The organism is Streptomyces sp. R302 (assembly GCF_012927245.1).
Taxonomy (GTDB): Bacteria; Actinomycetota; Actinomycetes; order Streptomycetales; family Streptomycetaceae; genus Streptomyces.
The window spans coordinates 263,176-285,187 of record NZ_JABBGE010000007.1; the positions used below are offsets into that span (position 1 = coordinate 263,176).

Consider the following 22,012-nt stretch of genomic DNA (forward strand, 5'->3'; position numbering starts at 1 on the left):
GCGCGCGTCACGGCGTGTGCCGCCCCCGTGGGGGTGTCAGTGGCCGAGGGCGTCGACGCCCGCCTGGGCGAACTCCTCGTCGAGGAGACCGCTGGGCGCGCCGGCGACGCCGATGCGGATGGCCGATGCCTATGCCTATGCCTATGCCTATGCCTATGCCTATGCCGGCGAGCGTCGGGCTCTGTTCGACGCGGCCGACGAGGACCGACGTCGGGGCGTTGAACGACGCCGCCGTGTACGCCTTCCGGTGCGCGGACTCGTACGTGTGGGATGCCGCGCCGTCGCCGCGCAGGACGACGAACGCGTTGCCGCTGCGGTCCAGGACGGTGACGGCCGCCGCCAGCGCGGCGCGCGCGGCCTTCTCGGCGGCCCGCTCCGTCAGGTGCGCGGTCGTGACCACGTTCTGGGGTGCGACGCCGCCGACCGGCAGGGGGCGTCGGCCGTCGCCGGCGCGGGGACGGCCAGGCCGAGGCCCCGGCCGATCGCCATCAAGGTGCCGCAGGCCGCGACGCGTACACCCGGCGTGGATCTCTCCACGGACACTCCCGGCCCGGTCGCGGCGGCCTGCGGGGCGCGGGCCACCGACACTGCCCGCCCGGCCGGGGTGGGGGTGGGTCAGCGGCCGTCCCGGAGGCGGAGCAGGTACGTCGCGGTCAGCGCGACGCCGGGGTCCGCGTCCCGCGTGAGACCGGCGAGGGCGCGGGCGGCGACGGGCCCGGGGATGTCCGCGAGGGCCTGGGTAAGCCGACCCCGGGCGGCGGAGGCGCTGGCCGCGTCAGCGTCTGGGGCGGCACCAGCGGCGACGGGGTCGCTGACCGGGTCGGCGGCGGAGGCGCCGTCGTCGGCGGCGGCGACACGGGCGATGGCCGGGGCGGCGGAGGCGGCGTCGGCGTCTGGGGCGGCGGAGGCGTCTGGAGCGGAGGCGTCGGCGTCTCGGGTGGCGGAGGGGGCGTCTGGGGTGGCGGTGGCGGCGTCTCGGGTGGTGAGTCGGGTGAGGAGTTCGGTTGCGATGGCGTCGCCCTGGGTGTCGTCGGTGGCCAGGGCGGCGAGCGCGTCGGCCGCGTCGGTGTCGTTGCGGCCGTCGACGACCATCTCGACGAGCGTGGGGATCGCGTCGGCGTCGCCCCGGTTGCCGAGCGCGAGGGCCGCCTGGGCCCCGACCACCGGGTCGGGGTGGGTGAGGGCCGTGCGGAGCAAGGTGGTCGCGTCCGCGCCGGGGAGCCCGGCGAGGATGCGGACGGCGCGTTCGCGTACCGCGGGGTCCGGCGAGTCCAGGGCGTGGGCGAGGAGGGCGGGGCCGCCGTCGCCGGAGCGGGCGAGCGCCCAGCGGAGGGCGCCCGCGACGTTGGTCTCCGTCTCGCCGAGGGCGGCCTCCACGAGTGCCTCCACCGGTACGGGGATCTCGTCGGCGGCGGCGAGCGCGGCGCGCTGGCAGGTGTCCTTGCTCGCCGAGCCGAGGGCCTGGAGCAGTGCCACGACCCGCAGGGCGTCGTCCCAGCCCGCGGGTTCGGTGGCGTCGATGCGGCGCAGCCGGGTGAGCAGTTCGGTCTCGGCGGCGATGCGGGCGCGGGTCTGCTCGATGAGGTCGCCGACGAGCCGCCCGGGCGTGAAGCCGGGGTCGTCGAGGGCGCGGCCGATCTCCCGCAGCGACAGCCCCAGCGAGCGGAGGCTCTCGATGTGGAAGATCCGCCGGATGTCCTCGTCGCGGTACTCCCGGTAGCCGGATCCGGTGCGGTCCGAGGGCCGCACCAGGCCGAGCTTCTCGTAGTGCCTGAGCATGCGGGCGCTGACGCCGGAGCGACGCGCCACTTCACCGATCAACACGCCCTAGTGTCCCTCCCCCGGGGACCCGTCGAGCGCCACGACGCGCTTCGCCTCCTCGATCGCGTACTCGAATCCGGTGTCGGGGTCGCGCAGGATCCGCCGGGTGGCGAGGGCGTGGGCGCGCACCAGCGGGTCGGGGCCGGCCGCCGCGGTGTCCAGGACCGGGAGGATCACGTCGCCGAGCCCGATCAGCGCCCGGCTCAGGCTGAGCTGCGTCTCCCGTCCGCCGCGCCCCAGCTGGCCGGCGAGGACGGTGGCGAGGGCGGGCTCCTCGCCGTCCGGCACGAGCAGGACGGCCGTCCGCCAGGCGGCCCTGGCCACCTCGTCGTCGGTGTCGGTGAGGTGCGCGCGGGTGATCGCCGGCCAGGCCCGCCGGTCGCCGATCTTGGACAGGGTGTGCAGGGCCTGGCTCCGTGCCCGCGCCCGCTCCGAGCCGAGCTCGGCGAGCACGCGGGGCAGCGTCAGGGACTCGGGGTGCCTGGTCAGGGCCCAGGTCAGCATGTCGCGGACGAAGAACTCGGGCTCGACGGCGCACCGCTCGACGAGCGCGTCGACGAACCGCGCGTCGGGCGTCGTGCCGACCGCCAGGGCGGCCTTGAGCCGCACCGACGGGCGGTCGTCCGCGAGCGCCCGGAGCGCGCGGCCTACCTCTGGGTCCTGATACGTCGTGGTCATCGGGACCACCTCCTCGCCCGGCAGTCAAAGGCTTGTCACCGTGTCAAGGTCAAGCGCGCGCCACCGGTGCCGTGCCGGCTACCGCCGGTGCCGTGCGGGCGACCGGCGGTCACTGGGGCAGGGGCCGGTCGTCGACGACGTGCTTCATGACGAGGGTGGAGGTCAGGCGCTGGACGCCGGGGAGGCGGGCGAGCCGCTGGTCGTAGAGCTCCTGGAAGGCGGGGAGGTCGGCGGTGGCCACGCGCAGGAGGTAGTCGGGCTCGCCGAAGAGGCGCTGGGCCTGGAGGACGTGGGGGACGGCCGCGACGGCCTCCTCAAAGGCGGTGACGGTGTCGGGGTCCTCCCAGCGGAGGGTGGCGAAGACGAGCGCCTCGAAGTTCAGACCGACGGCCGCCGGATCCACGACGGCGCGGTAGCCGCGGATCGCTCCGGCGCGTTCGAGGTCGCGCAGCCGGCGGTGGCAGGGCGAGACGCTGAGCCGCACGCGGGCGGCGAGCTCGGTGACGGTCAGACGGCCGTCCTGCTGCAGCTCGGCAAGAATCTTCCGGTCCATGGCATCCATGAGGGAAATTCTCCCCTATATGCGACCTCAGCGGGGTAAAGAAGGGAACACTTTCGGGCATATCCCGCCTAGCCTTCCTCACGTCATACGGCACGTGAGCACGTGAGAGGGCCCGAACCATTGGACACGACCACACTGGCGGCCTTCCTGGCCGTGGACCTGCTGCTGGTCCTCACGCCGGGCGCGGACTGGGCGTACGCGATCTCAGCCGGACTGCGCGGACGGTCGGTCGTGCCCGCCGTCGCCGGGCTCGTCGCCGGCTACGCGGGGTACACCCTGCTCGCCGTCGCGGGCCTGGTCGTCCTCGTCGCGAGCTCGCCGGCCGTCCTCACCGCGCTCACCCTGGCCGGCGCCTGCTACCTCGTCTGGCTGGGCGTCGGCGTGCTCCGGCAGCCGGCCGTCCTGACGGCCTCCGAGGAGACCGCGGGGGCAGCGGCGGCCACGGGGGCCTCCGGGGGCACAGGGGTGTCCGGGGGCACAGGGGTGTCCGGGGGCACGGGGGTGTCCGGGGCGCGGCTCGCGCTGCGCGGAATGGGGATCAGCGGCCTCAACCCGAAGGCGCTGCTGCTGTACTTCTCCCTCTTCCCGCAGTTCATCGACCCGGCGACGGGCTGGCCGGTGGCCGCGCAGACCGGTCTCCTCGGCTCGCTCCACATGACGGCCTGCGCCGTCGTCTACCTCGGCGTCGGCGTCCTCGCCCGCACGGTGCTGCGCGGCCGGCCCACCGCCGCGCGCGCGGTGACGCGGGTCTCCGGCGTCATGATGATCGCCATCGGCGCCCTGCTGCTGGCCGAGCACCTGGCGGGCTGACGGGCCGCCGGTGTCCCGCTCCCTCCTCCGTCAGGCCGTGCGGGTGTGGACGAGGAGGACGGCACGCCCGTCGAAGGTGCGCGTCCCGGCGAGGGCGAGCGGGGTGCGGGCCTGTGCGGGGTGGAAGGCGGGCCGGCCGCCGCCGAGGAGGACGGGGTGGACGACGACGTGGTACTCGTCGATGACGCCGTGCTCCGTGAGGTGGGCGGCGAGCTCCGAGCCTCCGAAGAGGACCAGGTCGTGGCCGGCCTCCTTCAGGGCGGTCAGCTCCTCGGCCGCGTGGTCGGAGATCAGGCGGGTGTTGTGCGCGGCCTCGCCCAAGGCGCCTTCGTCCAGGGCGTCCTGGCGCAGGGTGCGGGAGACGACGATCTTGGGCGCCTTGCGCCAGACCGGCGCGAAGGCCAGGTCGTGCGGGTCCTGCGAGTACCGCTCGGCCTGCGGCCAGAAGCCGGACATCAGGTCCCACACCTTGCGGCCGTAGAGGAAGAGCGTGCCCTCCGGAGTCAGTTCCCGCGAGTGGGCGGAGAGTTCCGGGCCCATCGCCGGCCAGTCGAACTCGCCGTTCGGGCCCTCGATGTAACCGTCGAGGGACTGGTGCACGAAGTGAATGAGCTTGCCCATGGTGTCGACCGATCCTCAGGTGTACGCCGGTGCCCCTGTGACACCGTCACCCCTGGGTCGGAGCCGCGAAGGCGGGCTCTACATCCGGCGCGACACTTTCCCGGAAAATTTTCCCGGGGCATGCCCGCAGACTGCTCCCCGGCACGGCCGACGCCCAACTCGCGTGCGCCGAAGGCCTGGTCAGGAGGGTTTGGAACCCCCTGGTGAGCTGCTGTGCGCCGTTCCGCTCCGGTCGCACCTCAGGGTGGGACAACTACGGCGCGCGCTCGGCGGAACCGGTGAATCCGGCACCGGATATGTGGGTCCGACACGTGCGCCGGGCACGTTCCCGCCAGCGGTTGCCACCGTCGAGAGGGATGGGCATGACGAGCCACGCCACCGAAGCCTTACTCGAAGACCTCCTCCACCGGGCCCTGCTCGCCACGGACACGGGCGGGCGCTGGGCCACCAGGTCCGACGACATGTGGTGCCGGGTGACGCCCCTCGACGGGGAGCAGCGGCCTCAGGGTTGGAAGCTGCACGTGTCGGCGACGGCCGCCTCGGCGCCCGCCGTCCTCCTGAAGTCCCTTGAGGTGCTCCTCCCGGACGCCTCGGGATTCAAGTTCGCCCGCTCGCTTGAGCGGGTCGGCGCGCTCAACTCCCGTGCCACACCGCGCGGCAGCTCCGGGAAGTTCCTGACGGTGTACCCGCGCTCCGACGCCGACGCGGCCCGCCTCGCCGCGGAGCTGCACCGAGCGACGGCGGGACTCGCCGGCCCCCGGATCCTCTCCGACCAGCAGTACGCCGCCGACAGCCTGGTCCACTACCGGTACGGCGCCTTCGTCGGCCGGCGGCGGCTGTCGGACGACGGCCTGCTGGTCTGGTACTTCGAGGACCCCGACGGCAATCCGGTGGAGGACCGGCGCACCGGGCGGTACACGCCCCCGGAGTGGGCCGTCAGCCCCTTCCCCGCCCCGGCCCACGTCCCCTCCCCCGCCCCCGCCCCGACTGCCGCCGCGCCCCGCCCGGTGGTCGTCGGCGGCCGGTTCTCGGTACGGGAGGCGATCCGGCACACCAACAAGGGCGGTGTGTACCGGGGCAGCGACGTCCGCACCGGCGCGCCCGTCGTCATCAAGGAGACCCGCCCGCACGTCGAGGCCGACGCCTCCGGCAGCGACGTCCGGGACTGGCTGCGCGCCGAGGCGCGGACGCTGGAGAAGCTGCGGGGCTCGGGGCTCGCGCCCGAGCCGCTGGCCCTGTTCGAGCACGGCGGGCACCTGTTCCTCGCACAGGAGGAGGTACCGGGCGTCCCGCTGCGGACCTGGGTAGCCGAGCGTTTCCGCGACCTCGGCGGCGAGCGGTACGGGGCCGAGGCGACGGCCCAGGTCGCGCGCCTCGTCGACCTCGTGGCGGCGGCCCACGAACACGGCTGCGTGCTGCGCGACTTCACGCCCGGCAACGTGATGGTCCGCCCGGACGGCGAACTGCGCCTGATCGACCTGGAACTGGCCGTCCTCGCGGACGACGCCGCCCTCCCGACCCGGGTGGGCACGCCCGGCTTCAGCGCCCCCGAGCGCCTCCTCGACGCGCCGGTCTCCCCGACCGCCGACTACTACAGCCTCGGCGCGACCGTGTGCTTCGTCCTCGCGGGCAAGGTGCCGAACCTGCTGCCCGAGGAGCCGCAGCACCGGCCGGCGGAGGAGCGGCTGGCCGAGTGGCTGGACGCCTCTCTCGTCTCCGTACGACTCCCGGAAGGAATACGGGAGTCGATCCTCGGCCTGATGCGCGACGATCCGAACGCCCGCTGGGACCCGGGCAGGGCCCGGGAGGCCCTCGGGCTGACGGACGGCGGGAAGACGGCCGGTGTGTCGCCGGTCGGCGGGCCGGCAGCAGCGCGGTCGACGGCCGGTGGGCCGACTGCCGCCCGGTCGGGGGCAGGTGGGAAGCAAGCCGGCGGGCCGACAGCCGCCCCGTCGAATACCGACGGTCCGACAGCCAGCGGGCCGACAGCCACTCCATCAACCACCAACGGGTCGGCTGCCGGAAGATCAACGGCCGGTGGGCCAACTGCCGCCCGGTCTACGGCCGGTGGGCAGCAAGCCAGCGAGCCGACAGCCACTCGGTCAACTATCGGCGGGTCGGCTGCCGGCCGGGCAACGTCCGGTGGGCCAACGGCCGACGGGTCCACGGCCGACAGGTCCACGGCCAACGGGTCCACGGCCGACGGGTCGACAGCCAACCGGTCAACTTCCGACGGGCCGACAGCCGGCGGTCCGACAGCCGGCGGGCCGGGGGCCGCCGGGTCAACGGCCGGCGGTCCGACAGCCGCCGAGTTGCCGGCTGTCGTGCCGACGGCGCGCCCGTCACGGCCGTCCTCGGCCGGCTCCGCCGCCCCGCCCGCGGCCTGCGCCGCGCCCCTCGACCCTCCCACGACCAACGTCCCGCCCACGCCCCTCTCCCCGCCCACGACCAACGCCCCGTCCGCGGCCCTCTCCCCTCCCCCGGCCTGTGCCCCCGCCTGCGGCGACGCGATCGGGACCGCCGTCGACGGGATCGTGCGGCACCTCGTCGACACGATGACGCCCGGCGACGACCGGAGGCTGTGGCCGGTGTCGACGCTGGCCGGGGAGAGCGATCCGTGCAGCGTGCAGCAGGGTGCGGCCGGTGTCCTGGCCGTGCTCACGCGGTACTTCGAGCTGACCGGCGATCCCCGGCTTCCGGGACCGCTCGCCGTCGCGGGGCGCTGGATCGCGGAGCGTACCGAACCGCGTTCCGCCCGTCCCGGCCTGCACTTCGGGACAGGCGGCACCGCCTGGGCGCTGTACGAGGCCGGGCGGGCCGTCGGGGACCGGGCGCTCGTCGACCACGCCCTGGCGCTGGCGGTGGCCCCGCAGCGGCCGACGCCGAGCCATGACATCACCCACGGCACGGCGGGCAGCGGCATGGCGAGCGTCCACCTGTGGCGGCGCACGGGCGATCCGCGGCTGGCCGCGCTGGTCGGCGAGGCGGCCGACCGGCTGGCCGAAGCGGCCCGGCGGGAGGCGTCGGGGGTGAGCTGGCCGGTGCCGGCGGAGGCCGTCGCCGAGGAGGCGGGCAAGCGCTACCTGGGCTTCGCCCACGGCTCGTCGGGCATCGGCTGCTTCCTCCTCGCCGCCGCGTCCGTCACCGGCAGCCCGGTCCACCGGGAGCTGGCCGTGGCGGCGGGCGAGCACCTGGTGGCCCACGCCGTGGACGTGGGCGGCGCGGCCCAGTGGCCGGCGCAGACGGGGGACGTGCCGACGGCTCCGTACTGGTGCCACGGCTCGGCCGGCATCGGCTCGTTCCTGGTGCGGCTGTGGCGGGCGACCGGCGACGACCGGTTCGGCAGCCTCGCCCGCGCCGCGGGCCGGGCCGTCGTCGAGCGGGCCTCGCGCGCCGCGCTCACCCAGTGCCACGGCCTCGCGGGCAACGGCGACTTCCTCCTCGACCTGGCCGAGGCCACCGGCGACCCGGCGCACCGCGCGCGGGCCGGCGACCTGGCCCGCCTCCTCCTCGCCGAACGGTCCCTGCGCGGCGGTCACGTCGTCTTCCCCAACGAGTACGGGGAGGTCTCGACGGGCTGGAGCGACGGCTCCGCCGGAATCCTGGCGTTCCTCCTGCGGGTACGCCACACCGAGCCCCGGCACTGGATGGTCCAGCTGCCGGTCTGAGCGGCGGCGGGCACGCCGCCGCCGCACCCCGAGGAACGGCGCGAAGAAAACGACACACCACGAAGAAGAAGGAGAAGACCATGGAGAACAAGGACCTCGAACTCCTCGCCCAGCTGCACGCCCTTCCGGAGACCGACCCGGTCGGCGTCGACGGCGCGCCGTTCGCCGCCACCTGCGAGTGCGTCGGCCTGCTCACGCTCCTCAACACCGTCTGCATCGGTGTGAGCTGCGCGTAGCCCGTACCGCCTCCCCCGGCCGGTGGCTGTCCCGGGGCAGCCACCGGCCGGGGCGAGGCCCCGGACCCCGCCCGCCCGGCCCCACCGACGAGGACGAGACCATGCCGCTGCACCCCGGTGACCACGACTCCCCCCGCACCGCCGCCGCGCGGACCGCGCCGCCGGCCGCGTCCGTCCCCTCCGCCATCCGCACGCGTGGCCTGGTCAAGAGCTACCGGGGGCCGGACGGCGCCCCCGTCCACGCGGTGCGCGGGCTCGACCTGGACGTGCGCCAGGGGGAGACGTTCGCGTTCCTCGGCCCGAACGGCGCCGGGAAGTCCACGACCATCGCGATGCTCTGCGCCCTCACCCGCCCCACCTCCGGGTCCGCGACGGTGGCGGGCGCCGACGTGCTCACCGAGCCCGACCTGGTACGCGGCAGGGTCGGGCTGCTGTTCCAGCACAGCGCCCTCGACACCGACCTGACGGCCGAGCAGAACCTCCGCGTCCACGCACGCCTGTACGGGCTCCGCCGCGGCGAGGCCCGCCGCCGCACGGCCGAGGCGCTCGACGTCGCCGGCCTGTCCGACCGGCGCCGTGCGCCCGTCCGCACCCTGTCGGGCGGCATGCGGCGACGCCTGGAGCTCGCCCGCCAGCTGCTGCACTCCCCCGGAGTGCTGTTCCTCGACGAGCCGACGACGGGCCTCGACCCGCACGCCCGCGTCCTCGTCCGGGACCACCTGCGGACCCTGCGCGACCGGCACGGCAGCACGCTGTTCGTCACCACCCACTACCTGGACGAGGCGGAGCACTGCGACCGCCTCGCCATCGTCGACCGGGGCCGGCTGGTCGCGCAGGGGACCCCGTACGACGTGAAGGCAGCGATCGGAGACGACCGGGTGGCGCTGCGCACGAGCGACGACGCGGGCGCGCGGCGCGTCGTCGTCCCGCTCGCCCCGCCCGGCCGGCCCGTCACGGTCGACGCGGACGGCCTCTGGCTGCGCGTCCCCCACGGCAGCACCTGGATCCCACGGCTGTGCGCGGCGCTCGGCTCCCACGGCATCGACGTCCACGCCGCCTCCGCCACCCCGCCCACGCTCGACGACGTCTTCTTCCACCACACCGGCCGCAGCATGGCCCCGGACGAAGGGGGCGGCCGATGACGACGACGGCCACGGGTGGTCGTGTCGGCATCGACACCTGCACCGGCACCGGCACCGGCACCGGCCTCCGGCGGGAACTGCGGGCGGTGCACGCGCTGGTCCACCGCGATCTCCTCCGCCTCGCCTGCCAGCGGATCCCCACGGCGCTGATGCTGCTCCACCCGGTCCTGTACCTGTTCATCCTGGGCGGCGGCCTGGCGGCGCTGATCCCCACGACCTCCCTCGGCGTCGGCTACCGGACGTACCTCTTCCCGGGCATGCTGATGATGACCGTGCAGACTCCGGCGATCATGGTCGGGATCCGGCTGATCACCGACCGGCAGAGCGGCTACCTCCGCGAACTCCTCATGGCCCCCGTGGGCCGCACCACCCTCCTCCTCGGCAGCTGCGCCGGCGGCACCCTGGTGGCGACGGTGCAGGGCGCCGTGCTCCTCCTCCTGGCGGGCGCGGTGGGCCTCCCGTACGACCCGGTCCTGCTCGTGCTGCTCCTCGGCGGCCTGGTCCTCGCGTCGTTCGCGATCACCGCGCTGTCCCTGGCCCTGGCCGTGGGCCTGCGGAGTCCGGAGACCTTCCACACGCTCCTCGGCCTGGTGATGATGCCGCTGCTCTTCCTCTCCGGCGGCTTCTTCCCCTTGACGTCCCTGCCCGGCTGGGCGCAGGCCCTGGCGGCCGCGAACCCCCTCGCGTACGGCGTGGACGTGCTGCGCCGCTCGATCGCCCTCCGGGCGCCGGAGCAGGCGGCGGCCGACGGTCTCGCCTGGGCCGGGCACCCACCACCCCTCCTCCTCGAAGCGGGCCTCCTCCTGGCAGCGGGCGCGGCAGCCCTCACGTGGGCAGCCCGCCGCTTCGGCCGCCCGGAGTAGCCGCCTTGAGCAATCGCCTTGAGGAGTCCGCCCGGGTCAGCCGTCCCGGCCCGCCAGGGCTCGGGCCGTGGCCCCGATGCGGTCGCGGAGCCCGGGCGGCGGCGCCGGTGAGGCGGGCGGCTCCGCACGGGGAGATCCGGACGACGGCCTCGCCAGCGCCGCTCGCACACGAACGCGGCGCCCGGATCCGTCACGTCCTCACCCCCGAGACCCCGGACGTCCCCGCCTGCCTCGCGGACGCGCCCCGGTTCGGCACGACGGACTAGGGCTTTCCGCAGATCGCGAAGTTCCCCTTCCCTTCCTTCCAGGACGACATCAGGGAGAGCGACTCGGTGACGACACGGGAGCCCCTCCGCACCCGCACGTCGACCGTGCCGAGCGTCAGGTCGGGGAACTCGATGGCATGGACCGACCGCCGGCCGTCCGCGACGACGCCGACGTCCTTCACGGGGAGGGGCACGCCGTTGCAGGTCACGGACTCCACGGTCTCGTGCTCGGCGCCGAAGACCACGTTCCAGCCCGTGGCCATCATGGTGACCAAGGGGATGATCCGGGGCTTCTCCCCCACCGGTGGCGTGTGGGGAGCCGAGGCGCAGGCCACCATGGTCATGCCGACGGGCTTCGCCGCGCCGTGGCAGAACCGGCCGTCCGGGGTCTCCCAGACGAAGAGCGCCCCGCCGGTCGACTCGGCGGCGACCAGCAGTCCCTGGGGGCCGGGCGCGTTGCGTCCGGTGGCGGCGGTCCTCATCTGCTCGGCCGCCGCGGCGACGGCCTCCTCCACGCTTTCGGTCGCCGTGGCCGTTGCGGAGGCGGTGGCGGACGGCGTGGGGCTCGCCGACGACGTCTTCGGCGTCCGCTCCGGGCTCTCCGCTCCCGCGCAGGAGGTCACGGCCAGTACGGCACAACCCAGGAACACGCCGACCCTCGGTCCTCGTAGCACTTTCCCCCGCCCCCGGTGCAGCCGCCTCGGCGGCGGCGGTCCTCTAGTCTGCTCCGCATGATCGGAACGTTGCAATGTGTGGTGCTGGACTGCCCTGACGTCATGGAACTCGCGCGTTTCTACGCTTCGCTGGTCGGGGGCGAGGTCAACCGGCCCGATGCCCGGTGGTCGCTCGGTGACGACTGGGCGACGGTGCACGCCGACGGCGGGCTCGTGCTGGCGTTCCAGCGGGTGGCGGAGTACCGGGCGCCGCGCTGGCCGGATCCCGGCCACCCTCAGCAGTTCCACCTCGACCTGGGCGTGGCGGATCTGGATCGGGCCGGGGCGGAGGTGCTCGCCCTGGGGGCGACGCTTCTCGACGGCGGTGACGGGAAGCGGAGTTGGCGGGTGTACGCGGATCCGGCGGGGCACCCGTTCTGCCTCGTGCGGGACTGAGCGCGCCGGTCCTCGGGGCGTGTGTGGGACCGGCGGGCCGTGACGAGTTCCGGACAGGAATCTGCTGTTCCGCATGAGGGGCGCGGGAGCGGGGAGCCATGGCGGTGTCCGTTGTCGGCCGATTCACCCCGCGAGGAGCCGCCATGTCCGTGCCGTATCCCCCGTCGCCCGACGAGCCCGTGTTCGCCGCCGACTTCGGCTCGCCCTCGCAATGGGTCGCCGGGCGTACCTGGGCCTATCCGGACGGCGGGCCGGTCAATCCGCTCGACAACAAACTCGACCACCTCGTGGACGATCCCGCCTACTGCCGCTCCGGGGTCTTCCGGGCGACCCGACGGCCCGACGGCCTGTGGGACAGCGGGCTGCTGACGACGGAGGGCAGCGAGGAGGGGTTCGAGGTCCGGGCGGGGGACGTGCTGGAGGCCCGGGTGCGGCTGCCGTCGGAGACGGGGGCCTGGCCGGCGATCTGGACCTGGCGCGACGGCGGGCAGGAGGTCGACGTCTTCGAGTACCACCCGGACAACCCCGATCTGCTGGAGCTCTCCAACCGCGTGCGGGGCACCCATCACTACCACCGTTCGCCCGACGTCCGGCCCGGGGAGTGGGTGGAGCTGCGGACCGAGTTCGGGGCCCGGTCCGTGGTGTGGTGGGTGAACGGCACCGCGGTCTTCGCCGACGGCCGGGGCGTCGGGCGCTCCTGGCACGCCTGCCTGATCGTCAACCTCTCCGTCTGCGCCGGCCGATACCACCCCGCGCCCGATCCCGGGACCACCGAGATGTCCTTCGAGGTGGCGGATCTCCGGGTGCTCCGGAGCCGCTGGTGAGGTGGGCGTCGCCCCGGGCCCGCCCCTCAGGCGTGGTACCCGCCGTCAGGCCCTGGCGCCTGCCCACCAGCCCTGGCGCCCGCCCGTCAGGCCCTGGCCATGCCCCGGGCCTCGGCGCGCCGCGTCGCCTCGTCGCCGGTCAGGAGGGCGAGGGCCTCCTGGGCGTGGGCCGGGGCGGTGGTGGTGGCGAGGACGGCGGCGGTGAAGAGGGAGGTGATGGCCGTGTCGCCGGGGAGGGGGCCGAGGACGGTGACTCCGGGGAGGTCCATCAGTTCGCTGTGCTGCTGGAAGGCCAGGTCGGCGCGGCCGGAGGCGAGGAGGGTGCCGGCGGGGACGCCGGGTGGGGCCTGGACCAGGCGGTCGGTGAGCGTGTCGGCCAGGGCGAGGCGGTGGAGGAGGTCAAGGAGGGCCGTGCCGCTGGGGCCGGTGGAGTAGGCGATGGCGGTCGCCGACGTGAGAGCGGTGCGGAGGTCGCCGACCGTGTCGAGGGGTAGGGCCGGGGCCTGCGCCGGTACGGCGGCGACGACCTGGGAGCGCCACAGGGGGCGGGCCGTTCCGGGGGCCAGGTGTCCGGCCTCCTCCAACGCCGTCACCGCGTCGGCGGCGAGGACGAGGAGGTCCGCCTCGGTGCCCTCGCGCACCCGGCGGGCGATCTCCACGCCGCCGGCGGACTCGAAGCGTATCCGCGTCCCGTCGGCGAGGCGGAGGTGTGCGCAGAGGTCGGCGAGGATCGGGCGGGTCGCCATCGAGGACAGTCCTACGAGTTCTCGGTGCATGTCGAGGCCTCACGTGGTCGTGTCGGGATCGGGAGAGGGGAGACGAGAGAGGGGAGCGCGGCAGGCGGCTCGGGGCGGGTCCGCGGGAGTCTGCGAGACTGGCGGCGTGAGCACGACCCGGAGCACCGCGGCAGGCAAAGTACTGGAGGTCCTCGCGGTCTTCGACCGTGAGCACCCGGCGCAGACACTATCCGAGATCGCCCAGCGGACCGGCCTGGCGCTGAGCACCGCGCACCGGGTGGTCATGGAGCTGGCGGCGTGGGGGGCGCTGGAGCGGGGCGAGGACGGGGCGTGGCACGTGGGGCTGCGGCTGTGGGAGATCGCCTCGGGCTGTCCCCGGACGCAGATCCTGCGGGACGTGGCGCTGCCGTTCATGCAGGACCTGTACGAGGTGACGCACGAGAACGTGCAGCTCGCGGTGCGGGAGGGCACGGAGCTGGTGTTCGTGGAGCGGATCGCCGGGCACCGGTCGGTGGAGCTGCTCACCGGGGTCGGGACCCGCTTCCCGGTGGGGGCGACGGGGATGGGGCGGGTGCTTCTCGCGCACGCGCCGGGGGACATCCAGGAGGAGGTCCTGGGGGCGCCGCAGCGGGCGTGGACGCCGCACACGGTCACCGATCCGAGGACATTGCGGGCGCAGTTGGACCGGATCCGCCGGGAGCAGGTCTTCGTCAGCGACCGGCAGTTGTCGGAGAGCACGGTGGCGGTGGCGGCGCCGGTGCGGATCGGGCGGTCGGGGCCGGTGAGCGCGGCGCTGGGGATCGTGGTCACGGCGGAGGGCGCGGACCGGGCGCATCGGTTGCGCGAGCCGCTGCTGCGGGCCGCGTACGGGATCTCCGACGAACTCGGCAGGCGGACGCGGACGACGGAGTGACTTCCGGGCCGGCTTCCGCCTGACGGAAACGCCGCAGACCGGGGGGTGGGCAGGCTGGCAGCGTTCGGGCCGTTCCGAACCGTTCGGATCGCTCACAGCTGCTTGGGAGATGCCATGGCCGACGCCCCCGTCGACTCCGTCGTCTCGGTTCCGGTCGCGGTGGTCGGCGCGGGGCCCGCGGGCCTCATGCTGGCCCATCTGCTCGGCCGTGCCGGGGTCGAGGCGGTCGCCGTCGACACCCGTACGCGTCACGGGATCGAGACGACGCAGCGGGCCGGGATCCTGGAGGCCGACGTCGCCCGGGACCTGGTCGACACCGGGGTCTCGGACCGGATCCTGCGGGACGGGTACGAGCACGAGGGCATCGAGGTGCGGTCGGGCGGACGGCCGTACCGGATCGACTTCAAGAAGCTCGTCGGCGCGTCCACCTGGCTCTATCCGCAGACCGACGTCTTCGTCGACCTGGCGGACGCCCGCGAACGCGACGGCGGCACCGTCCACTTCGGGATCCGGGACACCGAGGTCCTCGACGTCACCACCGACGCCCCGCGGGTGCGGTACACCGCGCCCGACGGGACCCGGCACGAGATCCGGGCGCGGTACGTGGTCGGCGCCGACGGCTCGCGGAGCATGTGCCGCGACCTGGTGCCGGAGGGCCGGCGGACGCGGTACGGCAAGGAGTACCCCTTCGCCTGGTTCGGCATCCTCGCCGAGGCACCGAGGAGCGCGCCGGAGCTGGTCTACGCCCGTTCCGAGCACGGTTTCGCGCTGATCAGCCAGCGCACCGAGGCCGTGCAGCGCATGTACTTCCAGTGCTCCCCCGACGAGTCCGCCGACGCCTGGTCCGACGACCGGATCTGGGAGACGCTCCAGGCGCGGGTGGCCGGCGAGGACGGCTTCCGGCTGAAGGAGGGGCCGATCACCGAGAAGACGGTGCTGCGGTTCCGTTCCTTCGTGCAGGAGCCGATGCGCTGGGGTTCGCTGCTGCTGGCCGGCGACGCCGCGCACACGGTGCCGCCCACCGGGGCCCGCGGGCTCAACCTGGCGCTGCACGACGTGAAGGTCCTCGCCGAGGTGCTGCTGAAGGCGCTCGGCGGCGCCGGCGAGACGGCCCTGGAGGAGTACGAGCCCCGGGCGCTGCGGCGGATCTGGCGGGCGCAGAACTTCTCGTACTGGATGACCCGGCTGCTCCACACCGCGCCCGGGGCCTCGGCGTTCGACCTGCGGCGTCAGCTCGGCGAGCTGGAGAACGTGGTGGGGACGCGCGCCGGACGGACGTACCTGGCCGAGCAGTACACCGGCTGGCCCACCCGCGACCACTGACCACCGCACCGGACGACCCCGAGGCCTCCCCATGATCATCGACTGTCACGGCCACTTCACCACCGCCCCGCCGAAGCTCGCCGCCTGGCGCGAGCGGCAGATCGCCGCCGCCGAGGGCCGCGGCCCCCTCCCGGACCCCGACGAGCTGGTCATCACCGACGACGAGCTGCGCGCCGCGGTCGAGGGCAACCAGCTGCGCCTGATGGACGAACGCGGCAGCGACCTCACGGTGTTCTCGCCGCGGGCCAGTTTCATGGCCCATCACATCGGCGACTTCGCCGTCTCCTCGGTGTGGGCGCGGATCTGCAACGACCTGGTGCACCGCGTCGCCGCCCTCTACCCCGACCGGTTCGCGACGGGCGCGATGCTGCCGCAGTCCCCGGGCGTCGACCCCGCGACCTGCCTGCCCGAACTGACGCGTGCCGTCGAGGAGTTGGGCGCCGTCACGGTGAACCTCAACCCCGACCCGTCGGGCGGCCGTTGGAGCGCGCCGCCGCTGACCGACCGCAGCTGGTACCCGCTGTACGAGGCCATGACGGCGTACGACATCCCGGCGATGATCCACGTCAGCACCTCCTGCAACCCGGCCTTCCACACCACCGGCGCGCACTATCTGAACGCCGACACCACCGCCTTCATGCAGCTGGTGCAGGGCGACCTGTTCGCCGACTTCCCCACGCTGCGGTTCGTGATCCCGCACGGCGGCGGCGCCGTCCCGTACCACTGGGGCCGCTTCCGCGGCCTCGCGATGGCCCTCGGCAGGCCGGATCCGGAGGCGCTGCTCGACAACGTCTTCTTCGACACCTGCGTCTACCACCAGGCGGGCGTCGACCTGCTCACGCGGGTGATCCCCAGCCGGTCCGTCCTGTTCGCCAGCGAGATGATCGGCGCCGTCCGCGACGTCGACCCGCGCACGGGCCATCACTTCGACGACACGAAGCGGTACGTCGACGCCACCCCGCACCTGTCGGACGGGGAGCGTGCCGCCGTGTACTCCGGCAACGCCCTGCGCGTCTACCCCCGACTCGCCGCCCGCCTCGCCGCGGCCGGCCGCTGACCCCAGGAGAAGCACCCATGGAACACACCGAGATCGGCGTCGTCCGCACGCACGTCGAACGGGCCGCCCCGGAGGCCGTCGCCGAACTGTCGAAGTACGGCGTCGCCACGATCCACGAGGCCATGGGCCGCGTCGGGCTGATGCGGCCCTACCTGCGCCCGGTCTACCCGAAGGCCCGGATGTGCGGCACGGCCGTGACCGTGCTCCTCCAGCCCGGCGACAACTGGATGCTGCACGTGGCCGCCGAGCAGATCCGGGACGGCGACGTCGTCGTCGCGGCCTGCACGACGGAGAGCGAGGACGGCTTCTTCGGCGAGCTGCTCGCCACCTCCTTCCGCGCCCGGGGCTGCCGGGGCCTCGTCATCGACGGCGGGGTGCGGGACGTCGCCGACCTGGAGGGGATGGACTTCCCCGTCTTCTCCCGCGCGGTCAACGCCAAGGGCACGGTCAAGGCCACGCTCGGCTCGGTCAACGTGCCCGTGGTCTGCGGCAACGCCCTGGTCCGGCCCGGTGACGTGGTCGTCGCGGACGCCGACGGCGTCGTCGTCGTGCCGCGCGAGCGGGCCGCCGGGGTGGCCGCCGCGGCGGCGGCCCGGGAGGCCGCTGAGGAGGGCAAGCGGGCGCAGTTCCGGGCCGGGAAGCTCGGCCTGGACCTGTACGGGATGCGCGGCCCGCTGGCCTCGCTGGGACTGCGGTACGAGGACGGACGATGACGGCCTTCGAGAAGACGCCGGGCTGGCTGGACTGGTACGCCGGTCCGAGCCGGCCGGAGTTCCGGCTCCCCGAGGGCGCCGTCGACGCGCACTGCCACGTCTTCGGGCCCGGCGAGGAGTTCCCGTACGCGCCCGAGCGCAAGTACACGCCCTGCGACGCGTCCAAGGAGCAGCTCTTCGCGCTCCGCGACCACCTCGGCTTCGCCCGCAACGTCGTCGTGCAGGCCACCTGTCACGGCGCCGACAACTCCGCCATGGTCGACGCCCTGCGGGCCTCCGGCGGGCCGGCCCGGGGCGTGGCGACGCTGCGGCCCGACGTCACCGACGCCGAGGTGCGGGAGCTGCACGAGGCCGGCGTCCGGGGGGTGCGGTTCAATTTCGTCCGGCGGCTGGTCGACGCGGCGCCGGAGCAGGACCTCCTGGACATCGCCGAGAAGATCGCTCCGTACGGCTGGCACGTCGTCGTCTACTTCGAGGCGGCCGACCTCGCCCGCCTGCGGGACTTCCTCCTCGCCCTGCCCGTGCCGCTGGTCGTCGACCACATGGGCCGGCCGGACGTCGGCAAGGACCCGGACGGGCCGGAGTTCGGGGCCTTCCTGGACTTCCTGCGCGCCCGCGCCGACATCTGGTGCAAGGTGACGTGCCCCGAGCGGCTCAGCGCGAGCGGTCCGCCGGCCCTGGACGGCGAGCGGAACCCGTACCGGGACGTCGTGCCCTTCGCCCGGCGCGTGGTCGAGGAGTTCCCCGACCGGGTCCTGTGGGGCACCGACTGGCCGCACCCCAACCTCACCGGCCACATGCCCGACGACGGGCTGCTCGTCGACTTCGTCCCGCACATCGCGCCGACGCCGGAGCTCCGGCGGAAGCTGCTCGTCGACAACCCGACGCGCCTGTACTGGCCCGAGTCCGACTGACCACACCACGAGGGGAGTTCCGGCATGCCGCTGGACAAGACCTACAAGCTGGTTCCGGGGACGACGATCTTCGACGCCGAGCAGTCGGCCAGGGGATACCACCTCAACCAGTTCTGCATGTCGCTGATGACGGCCGAGAACCGTGCCGCGTACCTCGCCGACGAGCGCGCCTACCTGGACGCGTGGCCGCTGCGCGAGGAACAGAAGCGGGCGCTGCTCGACCGCGACCTCAACGCCGCCGTGCGCGAGGGCGGCAACATCTACTTCCTCGCCAAGTGGGGTGCCACGCTGGGCTTCTCGTTCCAGCAGATGGCCGGCTCGATGACCGGGATGACCGAGGAGGAGTACCGGGCCATGATGGCCGGCGGCGGCCGGTCCGTGGAGGGCAACCGCATCGACCACGCCGTCCTCGAAGCGGCCCACGCCCCCACCGCCCCGTCCGGGCGCGCGACGGTCACCGGCGCCGTCTTCACCTCGCACGTCCCCGCGATCGGCGCGGCGATGGACCACGGGAAGACCGAAGAGCCGTACTGGCGGCCGGTGTTCGAGGGGTACGAGCGCTCCAGGGCGTGGCAGCGGGAGAACGTGCCCGACGTCGTCGTCCTCGTCTACAACGACCACGCCAGCGCCTTCGACCAGTCGCTCGTCCCGACCTTCGTGCTCGGCACCGGCGCCTCCTTCCCCGTCGCCGACGAGGGGTACGGCCCCCGGCCCGTGCCCGCCGTCGAGGGCGACCCGGACCTGGCCGCGCACCTCGCGCACTCGCTCATCCGCGACGACTTCGACCTCACCCTCGCGAACGAGATGACCGTCGACCACGGGCTGACCGTGCCGCTCTCGCTGATGTTCGGCGACGTCGAGAAGTGGCCGTGCAAGGTCATCCCGTTCCACGTCAACGTCGTGCAGTACCCGGTCCCTTCGGGTGCGCGCTGCTTCCGGCTCGGCCAGGCGCTGCGGAAGGCCATCGAGTCGTACGACCGCCCCGTCGAGGTGCAGGTGTGGGGCACCGGCGGCATGAGCCACCAGCTCCAGGGACCGCGCGCCGGGCTCATCAACCGCGCCTGGGACAACGCCTTCCTCGACCGGCTGGTCGAGGACCCGGCCGGACTGGCCGAGGTGCCGCACCTGGAGTACGTCGAGGAGGCCGGCTCCGAGGGCATCGAGCTGGTCATGTGGCTGATCGCGCGCGGCGCGCTCAGCGACGTCGACGGCTCGGGAGAGGTCGCGGTCGAGCACCGCTTCTACCATGTGCCGGCGTCCAACACCGCCGTCGGCCACCTGATCCTGGACAACCGCCCCCGGGCCGAAGAGCCCGCCGAGAAGGAGTGACATGACTGACGACCGGACCCTGCGGATCGCCCTGGCCGGCGGCGGCGCCTTCGGCGCCAAGCACGCGGCCGCGCTGCGGCGGATCGAGGGCGTCGAGGTGGCCGCCGTGGTGAGCAGCAGCCTCGAACGCGCCCGGAAGTTCGCCGCCGAGCAGGGCGTGGGACGCGCCGTCGGCTCCCTCGACGAGGTGCTCGCGATGGACGACGTCGACGCCGTCGTCCTCGCCACCCCCACCCAGCTGCACGCCGCGCAGACCCTCGCCTGCCTGGAGGCCGGCAAGCACGTGCAGGTCGAGATCCCGCTCGCCGACTCCCTCGGCGACGCCGAGGCGTGCGTGGCGGCGCAGGAGCGCACCGGGCTCGTCGCCATGGTGGGCCACACCCGGCGCTTCAACCCCAGCCACCAGTGGGTGAAGCGGCGCATCGACGCGGGCGAGTTCGGCATCCAGCAGATGGACGTGCAGACGTACTTCTTCCGCCGGACGAACCTCAACGCGCTGGGGCAGCCGCGTTCCTGGACCGACCACCTCCTGTGGCACCACGCGGCGCACACCGTCGACCTGTTCGCGTACCAGACGGGTTCGCCGATCGTGCGGGCGAACGCCGTCCAGGGGCCGGTCCACCCCGAGCTCGGCATCGCGATGGACATGTCGATCCAGCTGCAGGCGGCGAACGGTGCGATCTGCACCCTGTCGCTGTCGTTCAACAACGACGGCCCGCTGGGCACCTTCTTCCGCTACATCGGCGACACCGGCACCTACATCGCCCGGTACGACGACCTGTTCACCGGCAGGGACGAGCCGATCGACGTGAGCGGCGTCGACGTGTCCATGGACGGCATCGAGCTCCAGGACCGGGAGTTCGTCGCCGCGATCCGCGAGGGCCGCGAGCCGAACTCCTCCGTCGCCCAGGTCCTCTCCTGCTACCGGACGCTCGCGGACCTTGAGGCTCAGCTGGCCGGCTGAGGCCCCGGCCGGAAGGAGCCGGGGAAGAGCTCGGCGGTGGTGCGGTGGAGGTAGTCGCGGCCCGCGTAGGCGTCCTTCATGCGGTCGAAGAGGCGCTGGGCCCGCAGCCGCGAGGCCGTCTCGTCGACGCCGGGGACGACGCCGCCGCGCAGGACGGTGCGGCCGTCGACGACGACGGTGTCGACGTCCGCGCCCGAGGTGTTCATGAGCATCGTGCGGACCGGGTCGTCGACCGGGCCGGTGCGCGGGCCGTCGAGCCGGACGACGACCAGGTCGGCGAGGGCTCCGGGGGCGAGTCGGCCGAGGTCGTCACGGCCCAGGGCCCGCGCCCCGCCGAGGGTGGCGGCGCGGTAGTAGTCGGCGGCGGAGCCCGCGTCGAGGCGGCCGGTGGTGAGCTTGGACAGGTTGGTGCCGTAGTCCATGTTGCGGATCATGTCCGGCGGGAAGGAGTCCGTGCCCAGGGCGACGGTGACTCCGGCGGCACGGTAGCGGTCGAAGTCCTCCAGGGCCGCCCCGTAGCGGACCATCGTGTGCGGGCAGTGGACGATGCCGGCGATCGTGGCCAGGTCGTCGAGCTCGCCCGCGTACGGGGTGTCGACCTCGCTGTGGCCGCCGATGTAGATCGCGTGCGGGATCAGCAGCCGCCTGCCGAGCAGGCCCGTCTCCCTCAACAGGGCGAGTGGCGTGGTCTGGTGACGGTCCGCCAGTTCGCGGAGTTCGCCGGTGCCCTGCAGGCAGTGGAGGCGTACCAGGCAGTCGAGGTCCTCGGCGGCGCGCGCGGTGGCGCGCATCAGCTCCGGGGTCAGGGTCTCGATGCGGCAGGGCAGCAGCGCGCCGCGGATCAGGCCGTCGTGGGCGCCGTCGGCGTCCTGGACGAAGCGGATCGCCTCCGCCAGGCCCGCCTCTCCGAGCTCCGGGCGCCAGTGGAGGGTGCGGGTGCCGTCGGCGGTGACGACGGGGACGGCGCTGCGGTAGCTCGGGCCCAGGTACATGCGCAGGCCCAGGCGGGCGGCGCTGTCGGCGACGGACATCAGGTCGTCGTAGGTCTCGGCCCAGTCGGAGTGGGTCTCGGCGGCGATGGGCATGGCGGTGGTGATGCCGTTGCGGAGGAGCTGGCCGAGGGCGTACTCGCGGAGGAAGGCGCGGTCGTCGGCGTCGAAGACCGGTGCAGGGCCGCCGTTCGCGTACTCCTGCGACCACTGGAGTCCCCTGCCGTCGGCGTGCCAGGTGTCCAGGAGGGCGTGGTCGATGTCCGCGAGGGCGTCGAGGTCCACGAACCCGGGGCCCACCAGGGCCGGTCCGGCGTCCATGACGACGTCGCAGTCGGCGGGGTCGCGGCCGACGCCGACGTGCACGATCCGGTTGCCCTCGTAGACGACCTGGCCGTCGCGGATCAGGACGTGGTCGTCGGCCTCGGGGTCGTAGCCGATGACGTGGCTCGCGGTGACGAGGGTGCGCATGC

At 74.0% G+C, this 22,012-nt stretch carries 21 protein-coding genes and 1 pseudogene; 14 read left to right on the plus strand and 8 right to left on the minus strand.

The window, feature by feature from the left end:
* Positions 1-7: 7 nt before the first annotated feature.
* The 4 genes and pseudogenes from HHL19_RS22985 to HHL19_RS23000 all read right to left on the minus strand — a co-directional run bounded on the left by HHL19_RS22985 (position 8) and on the right by HHL19_RS23000 (position 3,061).
* On the minus strand, positions 8-400 hold the full coding sequence (locus HHL19_RS22985; RefSeq protein ID WP_346768382.1) for a heme-binding protein: 393 nt from the start codon (positions 398-400) through the stop codon (positions 8-10).
* A gap of 629 nt (positions 401-1,029) precedes the next feature.
* Positions 1,030-1,824 (minus strand): annotated as a pseudogene (locus HHL19_RS37620) (MerR family transcriptional regulator); the annotation flags it as partial.
* Between the two features lie 3 nt (positions 1,825-1,827).
* A complete protein-coding gene (locus HHL19_RS22995; RefSeq protein WP_169092187.1) occupies positions 1,828-2,499 on the minus strand; it encodes a HEAT repeat domain-containing protein in 672 nt (223 codons plus the stop codon).
* A gap of 109 nt (positions 2,500-2,608) precedes the next feature.
* Positions 2,609-3,061 (minus strand): Lrp/AsnC family transcriptional regulator, encoded by a 453-nt coding sequence (locus tag HHL19_RS23000; protein ID WP_169092188.1) that lies wholly within the window; start codon positions 3,059-3,061, stop codon positions 2,609-2,611.
* A gap of 120 nt (positions 3,062-3,181) precedes the next feature.
* Here HHL19_RS23000 and HHL19_RS23005 point away from each other — a divergent pair, with 120 nt between their 5' ends.
* Positions 3,182-3,871, plus strand: coding sequence for a LysE family translocator (locus HHL19_RS23005; protein ID WP_169092189.1), 690 nt, complete (start codon positions 3,182-3,184; stop codon positions 3,869-3,871).
* Positions 3,872-3,901: 30 nt separating this feature from the next.
* Here the strand turns inward: HHL19_RS23005 and HHL19_RS23010 are convergent, their stop codons facing one another.
* A complete protein-coding gene (locus tag HHL19_RS23010; protein ID WP_169092190.1) occupies positions 3,902-4,492 on the minus strand; it encodes a dihydrofolate reductase family protein in 591 nt (196 codons plus the stop codon).
* A 362-nt stretch (positions 4,493-4,854) separates the two neighbouring features.
* On the opposite strand from HHL19_RS23010, the gene lanL reads away from it, so the two are divergent.
* From lanL to HHL19_RS23030, 4 genes are all read left to right on the plus strand, one after another.
* Positions 4,855-8,160, plus strand: a complete 3,306-nt coding sequence (gene lanL, locus HHL19_RS23015; RefSeq protein WP_169092191.1) for a class IV lanthionine synthetase LanL — start codon at positions 4,855-4,857, stop codon at positions 8,158-8,160.
* Positions 8,161-8,240: 80 nt separating this feature from the next.
* Positions 8,241-8,396 carry a VenA family class IV lanthipeptide gene (locus tag HHL19_RS23020; RefSeq protein WP_169092192.1) on the plus strand — a complete coding sequence of 52 codons (156 nt, stop codon included), beginning with the start codon at positions 8,241-8,243 and terminating at the stop codon, positions 8,394-8,396.
* 101 nt (positions 8,397-8,497) lie between these two features.
* The gene (locus tag HHL19_RS23025) at positions 8,498-9,538 is read left to right on the plus strand and encodes an ATP-binding cassette domain-containing protein (protein ID WP_169092193.1); all 1,041 of its coding nucleotides are present in this window, start codon (positions 8,498-8,500) and stop codon (positions 9,536-9,538) included.
* On the plus strand, positions 9,535-10,401 hold the full coding sequence (locus HHL19_RS23030) for an ABC transporter permease (protein WP_169092194.1): 867 nt from the start codon (positions 9,535-9,537) through the stop codon (positions 10,399-10,401). The genes HHL19_RS23025 and HHL19_RS23030 overlap by 4 nt, the downstream gene beginning before the upstream one ends.
* Before the next feature lie 262 nt (positions 10,402-10,663).
* On the opposite strand, the gene HHL19_RS23035 is transcribed toward HHL19_RS23030, so the two are convergent.
* Entirely contained in the window at positions 10,664-11,290 is a 627-nt protein-coding gene (locus HHL19_RS23035) for a hypothetical protein (protein WP_169092195.1), read from the minus strand.
* 108 nt (positions 11,291-11,398) lie between these two features.
* Here HHL19_RS23035 and HHL19_RS23040 point away from each other — a divergent pair, with 108 nt between their 5' ends.
* Together HHL19_RS23040 and HHL19_RS23045 are read left to right on the plus strand one after the other, a co-directional pair.
* Complete coding sequence (locus HHL19_RS23040) at positions 11,399-11,776, plus strand: VOC family protein (RefSeq protein ID WP_169092196.1); 378 nt, start codon at positions 11,399-11,401, stop codon at positions 11,774-11,776.
* Positions 11,777-11,919: 143 nt separating this feature from the next.
* Complete coding sequence (locus HHL19_RS23045; RefSeq protein ID WP_169092197.1) at positions 11,920-12,600, plus strand: beta-glucanase; 681 nt, start codon at positions 11,920-11,922, stop codon at positions 12,598-12,600.
* Positions 12,601-12,686: 86 nt separating this feature from the next.
* Here HHL19_RS23045 and HHL19_RS23050 read toward each other — a convergent pair whose 3' ends face one another.
* Positions 12,687-13,346, minus strand: a complete 660-nt coding sequence (locus HHL19_RS23050) for a substrate-binding domain-containing protein (RefSeq protein WP_240981812.1) — start codon at positions 13,344-13,346, stop codon at positions 12,687-12,689.
* Positions 13,347-13,482: 136 nt separating this feature from the next.
* On the opposite strand from HHL19_RS23050, the gene HHL19_RS23055 reads away from it, so the two are divergent.
* The 7 genes from HHL19_RS23055 to HHL19_RS23085 all read left to right on the plus strand — a co-directional run bounded on the left by HHL19_RS23055 (position 13,483) and on the right by HHL19_RS23085 (position 20,550).
* Positions 13,483-14,250 (plus strand): IclR family transcriptional regulator, encoded by a 768-nt coding sequence (locus HHL19_RS23055; RefSeq protein WP_346768383.1) that lies wholly within the window; start codon positions 13,483-13,485, stop codon positions 14,248-14,250.
* 114 nt (positions 14,251-14,364) lie between these two features.
* Positions 14,365-15,573 carry a 4-hydroxybenzoate 3-monooxygenase gene (locus HHL19_RS23060; RefSeq protein WP_169092200.1) on the plus strand — a complete coding sequence of 403 codons (1,209 nt, stop codon included), beginning with the start codon at positions 14,365-14,367 and terminating at the stop codon, positions 15,571-15,573.
* A gap of 31 nt (positions 15,574-15,604) precedes the next feature.
* Positions 15,605-16,630 carry an amidohydrolase family protein gene (locus HHL19_RS23065; protein ID WP_169092201.1) on the plus strand — a complete coding sequence of 342 codons (1,026 nt, stop codon included), beginning with the start codon at positions 15,605-15,607 and terminating at the stop codon, positions 16,628-16,630.
* 17 nt (positions 16,631-16,647) lie between these two features.
* On the plus strand, positions 16,648-17,343 hold the full coding sequence (gene ligK, locus HHL19_RS23070) for a 4-carboxy-4-hydroxy-2-oxoadipate aldolase/oxaloacetate decarboxylase (protein WP_169092202.1): 696 nt from the start codon (positions 16,648-16,650) through the stop codon (positions 17,341-17,343).
* A complete protein-coding gene (locus tag HHL19_RS23075) occupies positions 17,340-18,257 on the plus strand; it encodes an amidohydrolase family protein (RefSeq protein ID WP_169092203.1) in 918 nt (305 codons plus the stop codon). The genes ligK and HHL19_RS23075 overlap by 4 nt, the downstream gene beginning before the upstream one ends.
* Before the next feature lie 24 nt (positions 18,258-18,281).
* Positions 18,282-19,586: a protocatechuate 4,5-dioxygenase subunit alpha gene (gene ligA, locus HHL19_RS23080; protein WP_169092204.1), complete on the plus strand. Its 1,305-nt coding sequence runs from the start codon at positions 18,282-18,284 to the stop codon at positions 19,584-19,586.
* A 1-nt stretch (position 19,587) separates the two neighbouring features.
* Positions 19,588-20,550 carry a Gfo/Idh/MocA family oxidoreductase gene (locus HHL19_RS23085; protein WP_169092205.1) on the plus strand — a complete coding sequence of 321 codons (963 nt, stop codon included), beginning with the start codon at positions 19,588-19,590 and terminating at the stop codon, positions 20,548-20,550.
* Here HHL19_RS23085 and HHL19_RS23090 read toward each other — a convergent pair.
* Positions 20,535-22,010, minus strand: a complete 1,476-nt coding sequence (locus tag HHL19_RS23090; protein ID WP_169092206.1) for a chlorohydrolase family protein — start codon at positions 22,008-22,010, stop codon at positions 20,535-20,537. The two genes, HHL19_RS23085 and HHL19_RS23090, sit on opposite strands and share 16 nt — an antisense overlap.
* Positions 22,011-22,012: the final 2 nt, after the last annotated feature.